The 16353-nt window shown below is 59.0% G+C and carries 16 protein-coding genes; 7 read left to right on the top strand and 9 right to left on the bottom strand.

Annotated elements, in window-relative coordinates:
* The first annotated feature begins 32 nt into the window (after positions 1–32).
* From pta to V0R60_RS13725, 3 genes are all read left to right on the top strand, one after another.
* Positions 33–2129: a phosphate acetyltransferase gene (pta, locus tag V0R60_RS13735; RefSeq protein ID WP_330079880.1), complete on the top strand. Its 2097-nt coding sequence runs from the start codon at positions 33–35 to the stop codon at positions 2127–2129.
* A gap of 2 nt (positions 2130–2131) precedes the next feature.
* A complete protein-coding gene (locus tag V0R60_RS13730) occupies positions 2132–3034 on the top strand; it encodes an acyltransferase (protein ID WP_330079879.1) in 903 nt (300 codons plus the stop codon).
* A 150-nt stretch (positions 3035–3184) separates the two neighbouring features.
* Positions 3185–3763: a hypothetical protein gene (locus V0R60_RS13725; protein WP_136478121.1), complete on the top strand. Its 579-nt coding sequence runs from the start codon at positions 3185–3187 to the stop codon at positions 3761–3763.
* Between the two features lie 94 nt (positions 3764–3857).
* Here the strand turns inward: V0R60_RS13725 and V0R60_RS13720 are convergent, their stop codons facing one another.
* From V0R60_RS13720 to V0R60_RS13680, 9 genes are all read right to left on the bottom strand, one after another.
* Positions 3858–4160: a DUF3077 domain-containing protein gene (locus tag V0R60_RS13720; protein ID WP_330079878.1), complete on the bottom strand. Its 303-nt coding sequence runs from the start codon at positions 4158–4160 to the stop codon at positions 3858–3860.
* Between the two features lie 377 nt (positions 4161–4537).
* Positions 4538–5233 (bottom strand): OmpA family protein, encoded by a 696-nt coding sequence (locus tag V0R60_RS13715; RefSeq protein WP_136478123.1) that lies wholly within the window; start codon positions 5231–5233, stop codon positions 4538–4540.
* 96 nt (positions 5234–5329) lie between these two features.
* A complete protein-coding gene (locus V0R60_RS13710) occupies positions 5330–5974 on the bottom strand; it encodes an MBL fold metallo-hydrolase (RefSeq protein WP_330079877.1) in 645 nt (214 codons plus the stop codon).
* Between the two features lie 75 nt (positions 5975–6049).
* Positions 6050–6796, bottom strand: coding sequence for a hypothetical protein (locus V0R60_RS13705; RefSeq protein WP_330079876.1), 747 nt, complete (start codon positions 6794–6796; stop codon positions 6050–6052).
* A 103-nt stretch (positions 6797–6899) separates the two neighbouring features.
* Positions 6900–8591, bottom strand: coding sequence for a DUF5666 domain-containing protein (locus V0R60_RS13700; RefSeq protein WP_330079875.1), 1692 nt, complete (start codon positions 8589–8591; stop codon positions 6900–6902).
* Positions 8588–9424 (bottom strand): DUF6502 family protein, encoded by an 837-nt coding sequence (locus tag V0R60_RS13695; protein ID WP_330079874.1) that lies wholly within the window; start codon positions 9422–9424, stop codon positions 8588–8590. Before V0R60_RS13695 ends, V0R60_RS13700 begins: the two co-directional genes overlap by 4 nt.
* A gap of 86 nt (positions 9425–9510) precedes the next feature.
* Positions 9511–10140 (bottom strand): hypothetical protein, encoded by a 630-nt coding sequence (locus V0R60_RS13690; protein ID WP_330079873.1) that lies wholly within the window; start codon positions 10138–10140, stop codon positions 9511–9513.
* Between the two features lie 197 nt (positions 10141–10337).
* Complete coding sequence (locus V0R60_RS13685; protein ID WP_330079872.1) at positions 10338–11093, bottom strand: cache domain-containing protein; 756 nt, start codon at positions 11091–11093, stop codon at positions 10338–10340.
* Between the two features lie 68 nt (positions 11094–11161).
* On the bottom strand, positions 11162–11938 hold the full coding sequence (locus V0R60_RS13680) for a FadR/GntR family transcriptional regulator (RefSeq protein WP_330079871.1): 777 nt from the start codon (positions 11936–11938) through the stop codon (positions 11162–11164).
* A gap of 283 nt (positions 11939–12221) precedes the next feature.
* Between V0R60_RS13680 and V0R60_RS13675 the strand changes: the two genes are divergently transcribed.
* The 4 genes from V0R60_RS13675 (at position 12222) to V0R60_RS13660 (ending at position 16335) form a co-directional block, all read left to right on the top strand.
* Positions 12222–13646, top strand: a complete 1425-nt coding sequence (locus tag V0R60_RS13675; RefSeq protein ID WP_136478129.1) for a gamma-aminobutyraldehyde dehydrogenase — start codon at positions 12222–12224, stop codon at positions 13644–13646.
* Positions 13647–13709: 63 nt separating this feature from the next.
* On the top strand, positions 13710–14315 hold the full coding sequence (locus tag V0R60_RS13670) for a dimethylamine monooxygenase subunit DmmA family protein (protein WP_330079870.1): 606 nt from the start codon (positions 13710–13712) through the stop codon (positions 14313–14315).
* Positions 14312–15280, top strand: a complete 969-nt coding sequence (locus V0R60_RS13665) for a PDR/VanB family oxidoreductase (protein WP_330079869.1) — start codon at positions 14312–14314, stop codon at positions 15278–15280. Before V0R60_RS13670 ends, V0R60_RS13665 begins: the two co-directional genes overlap by 4 nt.
* 17 nt (positions 15281–15297) lie before the next feature.
* Complete coding sequence (locus V0R60_RS13660; RefSeq protein WP_136478132.1) at positions 15298–16335, top strand: heme-dependent oxidative N-demethylase family protein; 1038 nt, start codon at positions 15298–15300, stop codon at positions 16333–16335.
* Positions 16336–16353: the final 18 nt, after the last annotated feature.

Genomic DNA, 16353 nt, shown 5'->3' with positions numbered 1-16353 from the left:
TTTTTTGCCACAGCTCTTTTCGAGAAGCTCGCATGCAGACATTTTTCATCGCGCCGACCGACTTTGGTGTCGGCCTGACCTCCATCAGTCTCGGCCTGGTTCGTACCCTGGAGCGCGCCGGCCTGAAAGTCGGCTTCTTCAAGCCGATTGCCCAACCGCACCCTGGCGACACCGGCCCGGAGCGCTCCACCGAACTGGTTGCCCGCACCCACGGCCTCAAGCCACCCCAGCCATTGAGCCTGGGTCATGTCGAACGCATGCTCGGTGATGGTCAGCTGGATGAATTGCTCGAAGAAATCATCACCCTGTATCAGCAGGCATGCATTGGCAAGGACGTGGTGGTGGTCGAGGGCATGGTCCCTACCCGCCACGCCAGCTATGCCGCTCGGGTCAACCTGCACCTGGCCAAAAGCCTGGATGCCGAGGTAATTCTGGTATCGGCGCCGGAAAACGAGGTGCTCACCGAGCTGTCCGGCCGAGTCGAGTTGCAGGCGCAACTTTTCGGCGGCCCGAAAGACCCGAAAGTGCTAGGTGTGATCCTCAACAAAGTGCGCACCGACGAAAGCATGAACGTGTTCGCCGACCGCTTGAAAGAGCACTCGCCGTTGCTACGCGGTGGTGACTTCCGCCTGTTGGGCTGCATTCCCTACCAGGCAGACCTCAACGCCCCACGCACCCGCGATGTGGCCGAGTTGCTCGGTGCCCAAGTGCTCAACGCTGGTGACTACGAACAGCGGCGGATGAACAAGATCATTATCTGCGCCCGAACCGTGGCCAACACCGTGCCCCTGCTCAAGCCGGGCACCCTGGTGGTAACACCGGGTGACCGTGACGACATCATCCTCGCGGTAAGCCTGGCAGCGATCAACGGCGTACCGCTTGCTGGTCTGCTGCTGACCAGCGACAGCAAGCCTGACCCGCGCATTCTCGAACTGTGCCAGGGCGCTTTGCTGGCAGGCCTGCCGATTCTCTCGGTGAGCACCGGCTCCTACGACACCGCCAACCAATTGAACCAGCTCAACAAGGAAATCCCGGTGGATGACCGCGAGCGTGCGGAAATCATCACCGACTTCGTCGCCAGTTACTTGGATGCCGACTGGCTGCACCTGCGCTGCGGTACCCCACGCGAGCTGCGACTGTCGCCAGCGGTGTTCCGTTATCAGTTGATCCAGCGCGCCCAACAAGCCAACAAGCGCATCGTCTTGCCTGAGGGCGCCGAGCCGATGACCGTGCAGGCTGCGGCCATTTGCCAGGCCCGCGGCATCGCCCGCTGCGTGTTGCTGGCCAAGCCTGACGATGTACAGGCCGTGGCGCGGGCTCAGGGCATCACCTTGCCCGAAGGTCTGGAAATACTTGACCCGGACCTGATTCGCGAGCGCTATGTAGAACCGATGGTCAGCTTGCGCAAAAGCAAGAGCCTGAACGCCCCCATGGCCGAGCAACAACTTGAAGACCCGGTAGTGATCGGCACCATGATGCTGGCACTGGACGAAGTCGATGGCCTGGTTTCCGGGCTGGTCCACTCTACCGCCAACACCATCCGCCCCGCCTTGCAACTGATCAAGACCGCGCCGGGCTGCAGCCTGGTGTCTTCGGTGTTTTTCATGCTGTTTCCCGAACAGGTGCTGGTGTACGGCGATTGCGTGATGAATCCGCACCCAACCGCCAGCGAACTGGCAGAGATCGCCTTGCAAAGTGCCGACTCGGCCGAAGCCTTCGGCATCGCTCCACGCGTGGCAATGATCAGTTATTCCAGCGGTGAGTCGGCTAGCGGCGAAGAAGTGCAGAAGGTGCGCGAGGCCACCTTGCTGGCGCAGGAAACTCAACGCAACCTGCAGATCGATGGCCCCTTGCAGTACGACACGGCCGCCAACCTGCAGATCGCTCGCGAACTGGCGCCCAACAGCCAGGTAGCGGGCCGTGCGACGGTCTTCGTGTTCCCCGACCTGAACACCGGCAACACTACCCACAAGGCAGTGCAACGCAGCGCCGACTGTGTAAGCCTTGGGCCGATGCTGCAAGGCCTGCGTAAACCGGTCAACGATCTGCCACGCGGCGCCCAGGTCGATGACATCGTCTACACCATTGCCCTGACTGCGATTCAGGCCAACCGCTCACTGGATAGCTGACCATGCTCGGATTTCTACCCGCGCCGCTGCGCGGGGTAATAGCCTCGTTGTTGCTAGGCCTCAACACCATCGTCTGCTGCACGCCGTTGTTCATCGTCAGCCTGTTCAAGCTGTGTCTGCCGTTCGCGGCGGCGCAGCGGGTTACCGATGAACTGATGCGGCACATCCACGAAGCCTGGATCAGCAATAACAACGCCTGGATCAATCTGCTGGGCAAAGCCCGCTGGCAGGTCGAAGGTTTGGCTGGGCTGGACTATCAGCACAGCTATCTGATCACCAGTAATCATCAAAGCTGGGTGGATATCCTGGTCCTGCAGTACGTGCTAAATCGACGTATTCGCCCGTTGAAGTTCTTCCTCAAGCAGGTACTGATATGGGTGCCAGTGATAGGCCTGGCCTGGTGGGCCCTGGGTTTTCCGTTCATGAAGCGCTACACCAAGGCGTATCTGGCCAAGCACCCGGAAAAGGCCGGTAAAGACCTGGAGACCACCCGACGAACCTGTGCCAAGTTCCGTGGCAAACCCACCGCCATTTTCAACTTCGCCGAAGGCACCCGCTTCACCCCAGGCAAACACCGCCAACAGCAATCGCCCTTCAAGCACCTGCTCAAGCCCAAGGCTGGCGGTATCGCCTTCGTGCTCGATGCCATGGGCGAGCAGTTGCAGTCGATCGTCAATGTCACCCTCCATTACCCAGCTGGTGCACCCGGGTTCTGGGACCTGTTGTGCGGGCGAGTGAAGCACTTTGCCGTACATCTCGAAGAACTGGCCATTCCGGCTGAATTCCTGGGTAAAAACTACGACCAGGATGAAGCCTACCGCTTGGCCTTCCAACAGTGGATCAATCAGTTGTGGCAAGACAAAGACGCCTTGCTCGAACGACTCAAGGCCGAGAATCCTGCCTGAGTCAAACCCGTCCTGCCCAAGCGGGAAGTTTTCTTCCCCTTGGGACTGAGTCAAATCAACAGAAAATCACCTAGCGCTTCCAAGTTTCCTTTCAGCATCTATGCTCTCTCCACGATGTTTCTCAATAGCCATCACATGGAAAGCATGCCTATGAAACCGCTGCGCACCCTGACTCACGCCATTGCTCTCGCTTCGCTCATGACTGCAGCCAGTTTCTCGGTGCAGGCGCAGGATATCCTGATCAGTGGCACGGCCATTGAGGATGATGTGGTAACCAAAGTATTGGCGATCGACATGGACAAGCGCCTGGTAACGGTCGCAGGCCCGAATGACACCCAGGTCCCGATTCAGGTTTCAGAACAGGCCAAGGCGCTGGGCAACCTGAAGGTCGGCGATGATGTAAACGTGCATGTAACCCGCTCTGTGGCGACGGTGCTGGATACCAACGTCGGCGGCGAGCCAGGTGCCAGCAAGGAAGCCGGAATCATCCGCGCCACCAAGGAAAACCCCAATCCGGGCGGCGAAGCGTTCCGCCAGATCAAAATTACCTCGAAGATCACCAAGATCGACCTGAAGTCTCACGAAGTCACCCTGATGCCGCCAGAAGGCCCGCAGAAAGTGGTGAAAGTTGAAGACCCAGAACTGCAGGCTCGGATGAAAAACCTCAAGGTGGGTCAGACTGTCGACATCGTCTTCACCGATGTACTGAAGATCACCACCAAACACTGACCACTGTGATTAGGAACGGGCTTACCCTACGATTGCGAACTGGCTGTTACATCGCATCGCAGGATAAGCCCGCTCCCGCAGTGGTGAGTTGCAGTTAGCGCATTGTGCGACTCTCCAGGCCATCGAGCAACGAATCGATCAGGCCCTTGGCCATTTCCATTGAATGCAAGGACGACTGGACGAATCCTCGGCCAGGCTCGCGGGTGTATTCAACCGCCAGTGGCGCGGTCATGCTCGCGCACTTCAGATACAGCGCTGCATGCACCAAGGCATCTTCGACATTGACTCCACTGCACACGGAAAATAACGGCGGATGGCCTACATCACAGAGGCCAAAAGGGGTTTCCGTGGTTTCGAGGAGGTGAAATTCTGGAGGATCGGGAACAGTTTTCTTCATGATGGAACTCCTTTTGAAGTGGAGCCACCACCAAATCGTCGCCAAACGAATGGGTGGCGGCTGTACGCGGGTTGGCGAACCGAGACAAAAGGAAAACCCGGCAGGGCGAAAGCCCTCCCGCGCACAGCCACCATAAAAACTATGGTGAGGTCTTTTGTTCGCTCCGAGTCGCCAAACCCGATCGCTGATAATGCAGCGACCCAATGAGCCTAGTGGCGTACTTCCCTCGGAGCAATCATCTGCAGGGCGACAGAATTCGTAGGATAGGTCCTAGGAACCAAGCAAAGCCAGTACAAGCCTGTTGCAGACCGCTTTTACCGACAGTAGCTCAGAAAAAAGGGGAGCCATTTGGCTCCCCTTCTTACATTCACTGAAACTTACTGGTACTGCTGGCCAGGAATCGGCTTCAGGTTGACCTCTACACGACGGTTTTGCGCACGGCCATTGGCATCGGCGTTGCTCGCGATCGGCTGGTCAGGGCCCATGCCGCGGGCGGTAACGCGGCTGGCGTCAACACCTTGGGAGGTCAGGTAAGACACGACCGACTGCGCACGACGCTGGGACAGGTCCATGTTGTGCTGGCGGCTGCCGGTGCTGTCGGTATAGCCCACGACTTCAATGGTGTTCTGGTTGAACTGCTTGAAGGAGTTGGCCAGGTTGTTCAGGGGCGAGTAGAAGCTTGGAGCAATGTTCGCCGAGTCGGTCGCGAAGGTGATGTTGCCCGGCATGATCAGCTTGATCTGATCGCCCTGACGCTGCACTTCTACACCGGTATTGGCCATGCTTTCACGCAAGGCAGCTTCCTGCTTGTCGGCGTAGTAGCCGTAACCTGCTGCGGCAGCCCCTACGGCAGCGGCACCAATCAACGCGCCCTTGCCACGATTGTTATGGTCGATGGCCGCACCGGCAATTGCACCGGCCAACGCGCCCAGGCCGCCGTACTTGGCGGTTTTGCTCATCCCGGTGGAGCCCTGTTGTGCCTGACCCTGACTGTCGTACGGGTTCTGGCTGGCACAGCCGGACATCAAGGCGGCAACAGTAGCGACGATAATCAAACGACGCATGGTGAACATGGACAAGCTCCTACTGAAATTCAAAAGTGCAGGCAGACCGATTAGCGGTTCTGTGCCAGCCTTGGATTGCGAAATAGTAAAAAAATTCCGTAACGCTCAAGCGCGTACGAATGGGTTCTGACGCATTTCGTCACCCAGACGAGTGTCCGGACCGTGCCCGGTGACTACCGTGGCGTCTTCATCCAGACTGTACAGGCGCTGTTTGATCGAGCGAACGATAGTCGCTTGGTCACCGCCCCACAAATCGGTGCGACCAATTCCCCGGCGGAACAAGGTATCACCGGCGATCAACAGCTTGGCATCGGCGAACCAGAAACTCATTGAGCCAGGCGTGTGCCCCGGCGTGTGCAGGGCCACACCGCAACCACACGCCAGCTCTTCGTCATCGGCCAACCAGCGGTCTGGCGATGGCACCGGCGTGTAGGGCACGCCGAACATCTGGCACTGCATTTCCAGGTTGTCCCAGAGGAACTGATCGTCCTTGTGCAGGTGCAAGGTTGCACCGGTCTTTTCCTTCAACTGCCCAGAGGCCAGAAAATGATCCAGGTGTGCGTGGGTATGTATGATGCTCACCACCTTGAGGCCGTGCGCATCCAGGCGTGCGAGGATCTGTTCATGGTTGCCACCGGGGTCGACGACGATGGCCTTCTTGCTGATCGGGTCGCCGATGATGGTGCAGTTGCACTGCAACGGACCGACAGGGAAGGTTTCGCGAATGAGCGCAGGTTTTCCGGATTCCATGGGTGCTCCTTGAACATTGATGGCCCATTTTGACGCAGTAAAAGAAAGTGGGCGACCACTTTGGCAGCAAGCCGATCAGAACGAGTGGAAGACCAGCATCCCTCCCTCGGCATCCGGGCTGGCGTCGGAAAAACCTTTTACAGCGTACAGCTGGACTTTCCATTGCTGGTTGAGCTTATGAGTGACAAATAACGTGAGCTCCTGGATTTGCGAACCGGTGGAAACCACTTTCTGCCGCCAATCGTAGGACGCTCCTGCAGTGGTGCGTACTGCGATGGGCGTGGCGAAACCCAGGCTGGCAAATACCGGATCATCAAAATCGCTATCGGGCGGGTCGCCGTATTTTTTCCAGCCCAGCGTAGCGAAGCCGGTTACCGGGCCAAATGCCTTGGCGACATCAACCTGAGCGGTATAGTCGGTCTCGCCCGTGCCCAAACACTGGTCTTCATCTGCGGTGGGGAACTTCACCTTTCCTATCAGATCCACGAAGACGCCATTTTCACTGCCATCGAGCAACGCATAGCTTGCGCTGCCCACCGTATCGCCGAGACCGCTTTCTACATCCCGACAACCACCGGGCAGTGGGTCTCCGTCCGGGCCCACTTCGGGGTTGGTAATCCGCAACCAGGGCACGGTCACTTTGTAGGTCATGGGCCCGGTTTCGTACTTGCCGACAACGGGCACGTACCAGATTTCCGAGGTGGTGTCGGTGCCATAGTCACCGCTTGAGTAATCGAAGCCAACAGCAGTACTGAACGTATCGGCCAGGGCCGGTAGGCTTAAACTGGCAAACAGGCTAGCGAGCAGGAGCGTAGGTCTCATCATCACCTCAAGGCCGCGCAGGGAAACGCTATCAGGCCTTGTCAGCCTAGTTGCTTATCTACAAATCGTTGGTTGCCCGCGATGCAGAACAACGACGATACGATCAGTCCGGGCGCTCTGCTTTCTCCGGCTTTTCGACTTTCTCGAGCTTTTCCACTTTCTCAGGCTTCTCTACTTTTTCGACCTTTTCTACCTTCTCGGGCTTCTCTACTTTTTCGACCTTTTCTACCTTCTCGGGCTTCTCTACTTTTTCGACCTTTTCTACCTTCTCAGGCTTCTCTACTTTCTCGACCTTTTCTACCTTCTCGGGCTTCTCGACTTTTTCGGCCTTTTCTACTTTCTCGGGCTTCTCTACTTTTTCGGCCTTTTCCACCTTCTCAGGCTTTTCTACCTTTTCGGCTTTCTCAACCTTCTCAACCTTGTCGACTTTTTCAGCCTTTTCGACCTTTTCCGATCGTCCGCTGCGGTCTTCTTTCTCGGCCTGTTCAACTTTCTCGACGTGTTCTGCTTTCCCAGAGTTATCCACAGCAGCAGATGTGCTGGTGTCTTCGCGACCACTGCCATGGCTGCTGTCGTCGCGCTCATCACTCTCGTGGCTGGCATCAGAGCGGGCGCTCTCGGTCACACCGACCTTGCCGCTACTACCGCTACCGGAGTGGTCATCGCCAGAATGTTCGTCGTGACCGGAGCGGTCCCTACCCGGCGTTTCGGCGCGCTCGCTGGGCAGTTCAACCCGCGTGGCACGAACCTCTCTCGCTCCACTGAGTACGCCGCTCACGCGCACACGCTGGTCTATTGCCAATGCAGTGCCCTGTTCTGCGACAATTACCGTATCGCGGCCCAGGGTCACATTAACGCCGCCCACTACCAGGCGCCGATCCTGTCGACCCTGCACCAGCCCCTCGATCACAACCTGATGTACTCTGGCGGTAAATGGCATGCTCGGATCCGGGCGACTCTGGGCCACTTCCAACTGGCGCCCGGTCCACTGACCACGCACCAGCACTTCCTGCGCGGCCGCTACCCGGCTTCCCAGCTTCAGGCCTTGAAGACTACCGGTGCGGTCCACCACGCCAATGGCGCTGGATTCCTTGAGGCCCGGCGCTCGTTCGATCCGACTGGCAACTACCTCGCCACGGGCATTACGCAGACCACTGACTTTGACCGGCTCACCGGGGCGCAGGCCTTCTGCGACTCTTGCGCCCTTGGCCAGGTGCACCGGCTGGCCCATCACTCGCAGTGGCGAGGAGGGATTTGGCAATTGCGTCAGCGGGCCTTCGTAAACGTTCAGGATCGAAATGCGTCCAGCCTCAAGGCCTCGCTTGCTGGCAAAAGATTCCACTGCCACCACTTGCCCGATTGCCAAGTGGGCACTGCTGGCGGCGACACCATTTTCGCTCACTGGAACATCTTTGCCGTAATGTACCTCCACGCCATTGACGCAGATTGATGCGAAGCCAGTAATAGTGCCGACGATACCGGTGCCACCAGTTCCTCCGGGTGACCAAATCGGCGCACCGGTGCCACCCGTTCCACCCGGGCGTTGCTGGATTGGCGCACCGCTGCCGCCCATACCCCCGTTATCACTCTGAATCCCCGTGCCACCCACGCCGCCCGAGCGGGCCCCGGTGCCTCCCGTGCCTCCGGGAAACTGCAGGCTCGAAGCGCCCGCCATGCCAATCTCATCACGGCTGACGCAGGCCGGTGCTGCGTTGCCCAAGGAGCAGAACCCCAGGCCTGACAAAAGCCCCAGGACAGCAATAAAGGTATGAGCGCGGCGCAGGAGTGAGTTCATGAGCGAGGCGTCGTCGGCGAGTTAGGCTCAGTGTAGAAATAAAGCCCGATAGTGATGCGCTGGCGTGGCTCCAGGCTGGATAAATCGCGGTTTTCCAGATTTGCGGCAAGTCGGCTGAATTCGAGCAGCGTTTGCATGCCCTCACTGGCAACTGCATCGCGCAGTACCTGGACGCTGACCGGGGTGAGTGCGTCGTAGTGCACACTGCGCTCAAAGAAGGGTGGTCCTTCACCGCTGAGGTTATGAACGGCAGCGCTCGCATGGTCATGGAGGTTATGGCCTAGGTAAGCCGCTTTCTCGTCAAAGCCCTTCTGCGGCAAAAATGCCTGGGCCTCCAGGTGCACACAGTCTTGCTCATCGAGTCGTACCACGCCCAGGCGCAACCATTCATCGAGCACCACGCGCGCACGAATGTCCGTGCTGACTTTCGCAACCAAGGCATCAAACGAGGCTTCGCCGCCAACGCTCGCCAAGCGCGGCAGAGGTAAAGCCTGGCCAGTTTCTTTACAGAAAGGTGGACTATTGCTCCAGACATTGACCAGTTGGGCGCCCAAGGTGATGTTGTCGGGGAGTGCCATGCTCGAGGCGTCAGCCTCATGGCGTAAACGCCGGACGTCCTTGCGGTGCACACCGGTCAGTAGACTGATGCGGCTGTCACTCGGGGCTTTGTCATCCAGGCGGAATTCTCGATCGGCCACATCAACGAATACCTCCTTAAGCAAATCGACAAACACCGTATAGGTGATGCCCTTGCGCAGCATAAGGCGCACCAGCGGACGCATGACTCGTCGCAGCGCGCTTATGAGAGAAGGAGGCAGTGTGGGCGATGACATTGGGGACATTCCTTGACAGATGGTTGCAGTAATACAGTGCTCGTACAAAACCCGCCCCTGGGTTTTGTACGAGAACCCTCAGTCAGTCAACTTCTGCTGTTATCGTCTCCGGGCTCGCCGCCAACATGATTGCCATGATCGTCTCCGGGCTCACCACCCACATGATTGCCATGGTCATCGCCAGGCTCACCACCCACATGATTGCCATGATCATCGCCAGGTTCTGAATGGTTGCTGCTGCGCCCGGAGTTCGAGTTTCCGGCCTGCCCCTGGCCGGCGTCACCATGGTCGCTACCATTATGGCCGCTACCGCTATGACCGCTGCCACTGCTGCCGCCACTGCCATTGCCAGCATGGCCACCACCACTGCCGCTTCCACCATGGCCACCTGAACCTCCGCTTCCACCACCATGGCCGCCGCCACTGCCTCCGCCGTGACCACCTCCGCCGCCGCCACCATGACCACCGCCACCACCTCCGCCGTGACCACCTCCGCCGCCACCATGACCACCGCCACCACCTCCGCCGTGGCCACCTCCGCCGCCGCCACCATGACCACCGCCGCCACCTCCGCCACCGCCACCGCCACCGCCATCTTTGGCGTAGGCACTGGAATCATGGGAAATCGAATCGGGGAGCAGAACCATGGAGGCCGACAGCACGCCTCCAATCGCTATCGCCAACAATGCCTTGGTGAATAACTTCTGAGTGTGCATCTTCCGTCTCCTGGTCATTACCGCGAGAAACGTCGAATCAAGTTGGAAATCGAGATTTGTTTTTCTACTTTTCTATGTGGGAAATTTTCCCACATCAAAAAATTAGACCTGTTCATCCACGGATTCAAGCGACGCAGGAGAAAGCCGACCAGTGGCGGCCAGATCAAGTGAACAAGGATTGAGCGATGTAGCCGCCCCTAAACGGGTGCGGCTTTACGCAGGTCCGGCAAACGAATCAATGACCAGCCCCCTTCAGGCTCAGCCAATACCACTCGCACACCCTGACTGAGTGATGGGTCCAGCAGCCTCGGCGCCAGATCACCCACCATCCAGTTGGCTGTATTGGAAGCGATCACGCGGCCATCGGCGGAAACCAGCACCGCTTCATGCTCAAGGCGCATCAGGCTGCGTACCAGCATGCGTTCGACGTTGTGCAACGACAGGTCCAGCCCCGCCACGCCAATAAAACGTCCCTGCACGAAAATGGGCATGGTGAAGGTCAGCACATACATGTTGGTGCCGTAGAGGTCGACGTAGGGTCCCTCGACGCTGCTGTTACCGGAATCACGCGGACGGCTGAACCAGGGTGCGGCGGTGTAATCGTAGAAGTTTTCCCGCCGACGATCGAAGTTGGGCCGCAGCGGCAGAGTCTTGCCTGCATCTGCCAGATACCACCATTCCAGGTGCATCGCCTGGTCGCTCAAGCTGCCCGGCTCAATAATCACCCCACCGCCACAGCCGAAGGCCCCTGTGGCCAATAGCTGCTGATCAATTGCCGGCCTGAGTAAAGCCAGGTCCTTGACGTTGGGTACACGGCCTTCAGAGAGTACGCGCTCCCAGATACCGATGGTTTCATCCACCAACTGGCGGACCTGGCTGAAGATGCTCTCCAGCGTGCTGTTGAGCTGCCGAGCGCAAGCACACAGGGGGTCGTTTTCGCTCAGGGCGAACATGGTATTACCTCACGCAGGGTTGGCTTTATTATTATCCGTTCGGGTTTTGGGTAAAAACCCACGAAGGTCTAGGCAATTATCGCGCCGGCCTGATCTTCGTCGTCGCTGCCAGCCAATAACTCGAGTCGCAGGCTGATCAGACGCTTGATTCCACGGCTGACATGCGCCTCGGCGAGAGCACCGGCAAGCACCGTGTCGTTGCTGAGCAAGGCTTCGAGAATGGCGCGGTGTTCGTGTTCGACCACCGTCACATCGCCGCCTCCGGCTTTTTCAAGCCAGAGCAACTCGCCCACCTCTGACTGTAAGCGCATTTCGGCGTGGGTCAGGCGCAGCGACTGCGCGGCAGCCGCCACCTCGATATGAAAACGTGCATCGGCGCGATGCCGCGCCAACCGCGTGCCTGCCTGCTTCAGGGTGTCGATGTGTTGCGCGATGCGAGCGTACTGTTCGCGTGAGCCGCGTTGGGCAGCAAGGCGTGCGGCCGTGCCGGAAATTGCCATTTGCTCATCACCCAGGTCACGCAGGTCTGGCCCGCTCATCTCGCGCAGTCGCTGCAGCAGCAGGCCTTCGGGCAACTCCACTGGTGCACAGACGAAACTGCCGCCATTGCGTCCGCGCCGGGTCTCGATCAGACCCCGCTGACGCAGCACCACCAGCGCTTCGCGCAGGGTAACGGTGGCCACCCCCAATTGCATCGCCAATTCGGTTTCACTCGGGAGCTGCTGCCCTTCGGCGAACAGGCCCAGTTCGATAGCTTCAACCAGCCGCCGCGCTACTTCATCGGTGCGCCCTTCCTGGCGCAGCCGGATGAAGGCAGTACTACGGGCAGTATTCAGGGCATTCATTGGCTCTCCATAGTCAGCATGTATTGGCCCAGATGGAGCCTGCTAAACGTTCAGTTTCGTATCTTATAGAGATTGCACTGCCTCCGACACCGGCGATTTCGGCCCTTGATCGATTAAAAATCCGTTCAAACGCGGTTTTCAAGCCGACAGATGGAGAGTTGCCGAACCTCGAACATTAAGATATGTTTTTATATGTTTAGTGTGAACAGCGGGCAACTCAACCTCTGCGCCCCCGCATTGGCCCAGCGATTCTCAACCTACAAGACTAATCAAGGGACACGCCATGCAAACCAAACTCCTGATCAACGGCCAGTTGGTCGACGGTGAAGGCGACCAGTACGCCGTTTACAACCCGGCCCTGGGCACCGTGCTGGTGAACATCGCCGAGGCCAGCAGTGCCCAGGTCGATGCCGCTGTGCAGGCCGCCGATCAGGCATTCGACGCCTGGTCTCAAACCCCGCCCAAGGATCGCGCCCAGTTGCTGTTGAAGCTGGCCGACCGTATCGAGGCCGACGCGCAGACACTGGCGCGCCTGGAATCGCAAAACTGTGGCAAGCCCTACCAGGCAGCGCTGAATGACGAGATTCCGGCAATTGCCGATGTGTTCCGCTTCTTTGCCGGTGCCAGCCGCTGCCTGAATGGTTCGGCCGGTGGCGAATACCTGCCAGGCCACACCTCGATGATTCGTCGTGACCCGCTGGGTGTCGTGGCCTCGATTGCGCCCTGGAACTACCCCCTGATGATGGTGGCGTGGAAACTTGCTCCGGCCCTTGCTGCCGGCAACTGCGTGGTGCTCAAGCCATCCGAGCAAACGCCACTGACTGCCTTGAAGCTGGCGCAAATCATTGCCGAGCTGTTCCCGGCAGGCGTCGTCAACATTCTCTTCGGCCGCGGTCCGAGCGTGGGCGAGCCTCTGGTCACCCACCCCAAGGTTCGCCTCGTTTCGCTTACCGGTTCGGTGGCCACTGGCGCACGCATCGTCGCCAACACCGCCAGCAGCGTGAAGCGCACGCACATGGAACTGGGTGGCAAGGCTCCGGTGTTGATCTTCGATGATGCCGATATCGATGCAGCCGTAGAGGGCATTCGCGCCTTCGGCTTCTACAACGCAGGCCAGGATTGCACCGCTGCCTGCCGCCTGTATGTGCAACAAGGTGTCTACGAAACTTTCGTGAAAAAGCTGGGCGAAGCCGTGGCCAGCATTCGCCATGGCTTGCAGGACGACCCAGAAACCGAACTCGGTCCGCTGATCACTCAAGACCATCTGCAACGCGTCGAAGCTTTTGTCGAGCGCGCCAAGGCGCAGCCGCACATTCGCGTGATCACTGGCGGCAAGCGTGTTGAGGGTCCCGGCTTTTTCTTCGAGCCAACCGTATTGGCCGACGCTCGCCAGGAGGACGAAATCGTTCAGCGCGAAGTTTTCGGCCCGGTGGTCAGCATCACCCCATTCAGCGATGAAGCCCAGGCGCTGGCCTTCGCCAACGACTCCGACTATGGCCTGGCCTCATCGGTATGGACCCGCGATGTAGGCCGCGCCAACCGCCTGGCCTCACGCCTGCAGTACGGCTGCACCTGGGTAAATACCCATTTCATGTTGATCAGTGAAATGCCCCACGGCGGCATGAAGCAGTCGGGCTACGGCAAAGATATGTCGATGTACGGCCTGGAAGACTACACCTGCGTACGCCACGTGATGTTCAAGCACTAAGGACGCCGCACATTTGCGCTGAGCTGCACCACTATAAACATATAAAACAATAGGTAATATGTCATGCTTATCACCGGCATCAAAAGCCGCCCGGTCTACGACCACCTGCACCCGATGGCAGGTGGTTTACGCCACCTGATCGTCGGCCAGGGCAGCGGCGGCACGGCCATGCTGCGGCTGATCGAGGAAATGACCCCGGCACAGCGTGAAAACAGCACGCTGCTGTACTCCACCGAATCCTTCTCCGGACACAACCACTTGGCAGCTCTACGCCAGGCCCCGGCGGGCGACTTGCAGGTTTTTGACAGCAACCATGCGCTGATCGAAGGCCTTCGTCGCCTGCTCGACACCGCCCACATGGGCACGCGTCTGTACCTCAGCGGTTCGGAAAGCTTCATCGGCACCACGATGCAGGCGGCCAATGCTGTGGACCTGAATCGCGATGAAGTGCTGCGCGAACACAGCGGTACCCTGGTTCGCCGCGTCTGGTGTGCTCACTGCGACACCTACACCGAAAACGTCACCCACCGCGTATTTACCTGCCCCGGCTGCAAGCTCGACCTGGTCGTGCGCGATCACTACTCCCGTCGCCTGGCCGCTTTCCAAGGCATCAAGGCCGACGGTGAAGTCCCAGGCGAAATGCCAGCTGCCGAGGAGCTCGATACATGAATACCCACAACGGAACCCTCAGTGTTCGGGTTGCGCGCATCGAGAACCTCACCCCGGAAATCAAGCGCTTTACCCTGGTGGACCTCAATGGCAAGCACTTGCCTGCATTCTCCGGTGGCAGCCACGTGGTCGTGGTGGTCGAGGACGGTGACAAGACCCATCGCAACGCCTATTCGCTGATGGGTTCGCCCTACGACTCCAGCGCCTACCAGATCGCCGTGCGCCGGGTCAGCGATGGCCGCGGCGGTTCACGCTACCTGCATGACACCCTGGAAGAAGGTGCGCTGTTGCAGATCCTGCAACCTGCCAACCTCTTCCCGCTGGCCAAGCATGCTCGCCAGCACGTGTTCATCGCCGGTGGCGTGGGTATCACCCCGGTGTACTCGCAGATGGAAGAGCTGCACATCAAACAGGCTGATTTCGAGCTGCACCTGGCAGTTCGTGGGCCGGAACACACCGCGCTGGGCCTGGAGCTGCAGGCACGTTATGGCCAGCGCGTGCAGCTCTACGTACAGGGTCAGGAAGCGCGCATGGATATCCGCCAGATCCTTACTGCACGGCCACTGGGCAGTCATGTGTATGTCTGCGGTCCGGACAGCATGATCGATGACACCCTCGACAGCGCACGCGCGCTGGGCTGGACCGACAGTCACATTCACTACGAGCGCTTTGTCGAACAGGGCTCAAACGGCCAGCCATTCAGCGTCACCCTGGCTCGCCAGGGCGTGACCATCGATGTACCGCCAGACCAGTCGTTGCTCGAAGCGGCCGAACAAGCTGGCTACAAAGTGCCCTACCTGTGCCGTGGCGGCGCCTGTGGTTATTGCGAAACCGAAGTGCTGGAGGTCGAGGGCGAGCTGGATCACCGCGACGACTGGCTTAGCGAAGAAGACAAGCAGAGCAATCGCAAATTCATGCCGTGCGTATCCCGCGCCTGCGGCAGCCGCCTGGTCGTAGACCTCTAATAACAGGAACAAACGTCATGACCGCTTTCAAGCCCATCGAAACCTATTCCGACGACTATACCTACAGCAACAGCCGCGAAGCCATTACGCGCTTGCCATTCCCCTACCCAGAAGACCAGTACATGTACTCGATGAACGTCGAGCCGCATGTTCCTTTTGGTACCGGAGCGCTGCGCGCCCAGTTCGATATCGACGAACACTATATCTCCGAGTGCCATCACCGGGCGAAAACCCTCGAAGAACAACCTGGTGTGCATTACGCCGCCTTGCCGCACATGATGGAAGCCCAGTGGGACCTGCTTGAACTGTTGATGGAATCTTACTCCCGCGACTTTCCCGAGCACTTCACCCTGGAGAAAAACGGCAGCCAGTGGCACTGGATCAACCGCCCGCTGCAGATCGATCAGACCTTCACCTTCGGCGACGCCAGCACCCTGCCGATGGACCCGATGGAATACATCACCCGCCAGGCCCAAGGCGAGTTCATCCTCCTCGAAGAGCGCGATGAAACGCTGATCATGGGGGCCGGCATGGCTACCCAACGCGCCGATTACTCGTTGCGCTTCAACCTGGGCATGAGCTTCATGGAGTTCCACGGTCCAGTGCCGAAACTGCATGAAATGGGCATTCTGCAACGCGCATTGAAGTTCCTCCTGCGCCTGCGTCCGGGTCACCCGGTTCGCCGCACCAACTGGTCGATCACGGTTAACCCACGCCTGGAAACCTCGGCCGAGACCCTGCCGGACTGGGCGCCGGACCGTACCGTGGTCACAGCGGAAAATGCCGGTGATCTGGTCAACTTGCGTGTTGAACTGCAACCGTTGCATCGTCTGCCGCGCAGTAACGCCGTGCTGTTCCCGGTGCGCACCTACTTGGTAAGCCTCAAGCAACTGGCCGAGTTCGCTCCGCAGTGGGCCAAACGCATGCACCGGGTAATCCGCGACCTGGACCAGGAACTGGTCGATTACAAGGGTTTTACCCGTTATCGCGATGCAATGGTCACCTGGCTGTCGCAATACGACGACGGCACACCAGTGGACGAGAGCAAGCAGTAAGTTTCCAGATGATGAGCG

The sequence above is a fragment of the Pseudomonas auratipiscis genome (genome assembly GCF_036324085.1).
Classification (GTDB): Bacteria; Pseudomonadota; Gammaproteobacteria; order Pseudomonadales; family Pseudomonadaceae; genus Aquipseudomonas; species Aquipseudomonas auratipiscis.
Note: the sequence above shows the minus strand (reverse complement) of the source record. Positions and strands in the feature narration are given on the sequence as shown.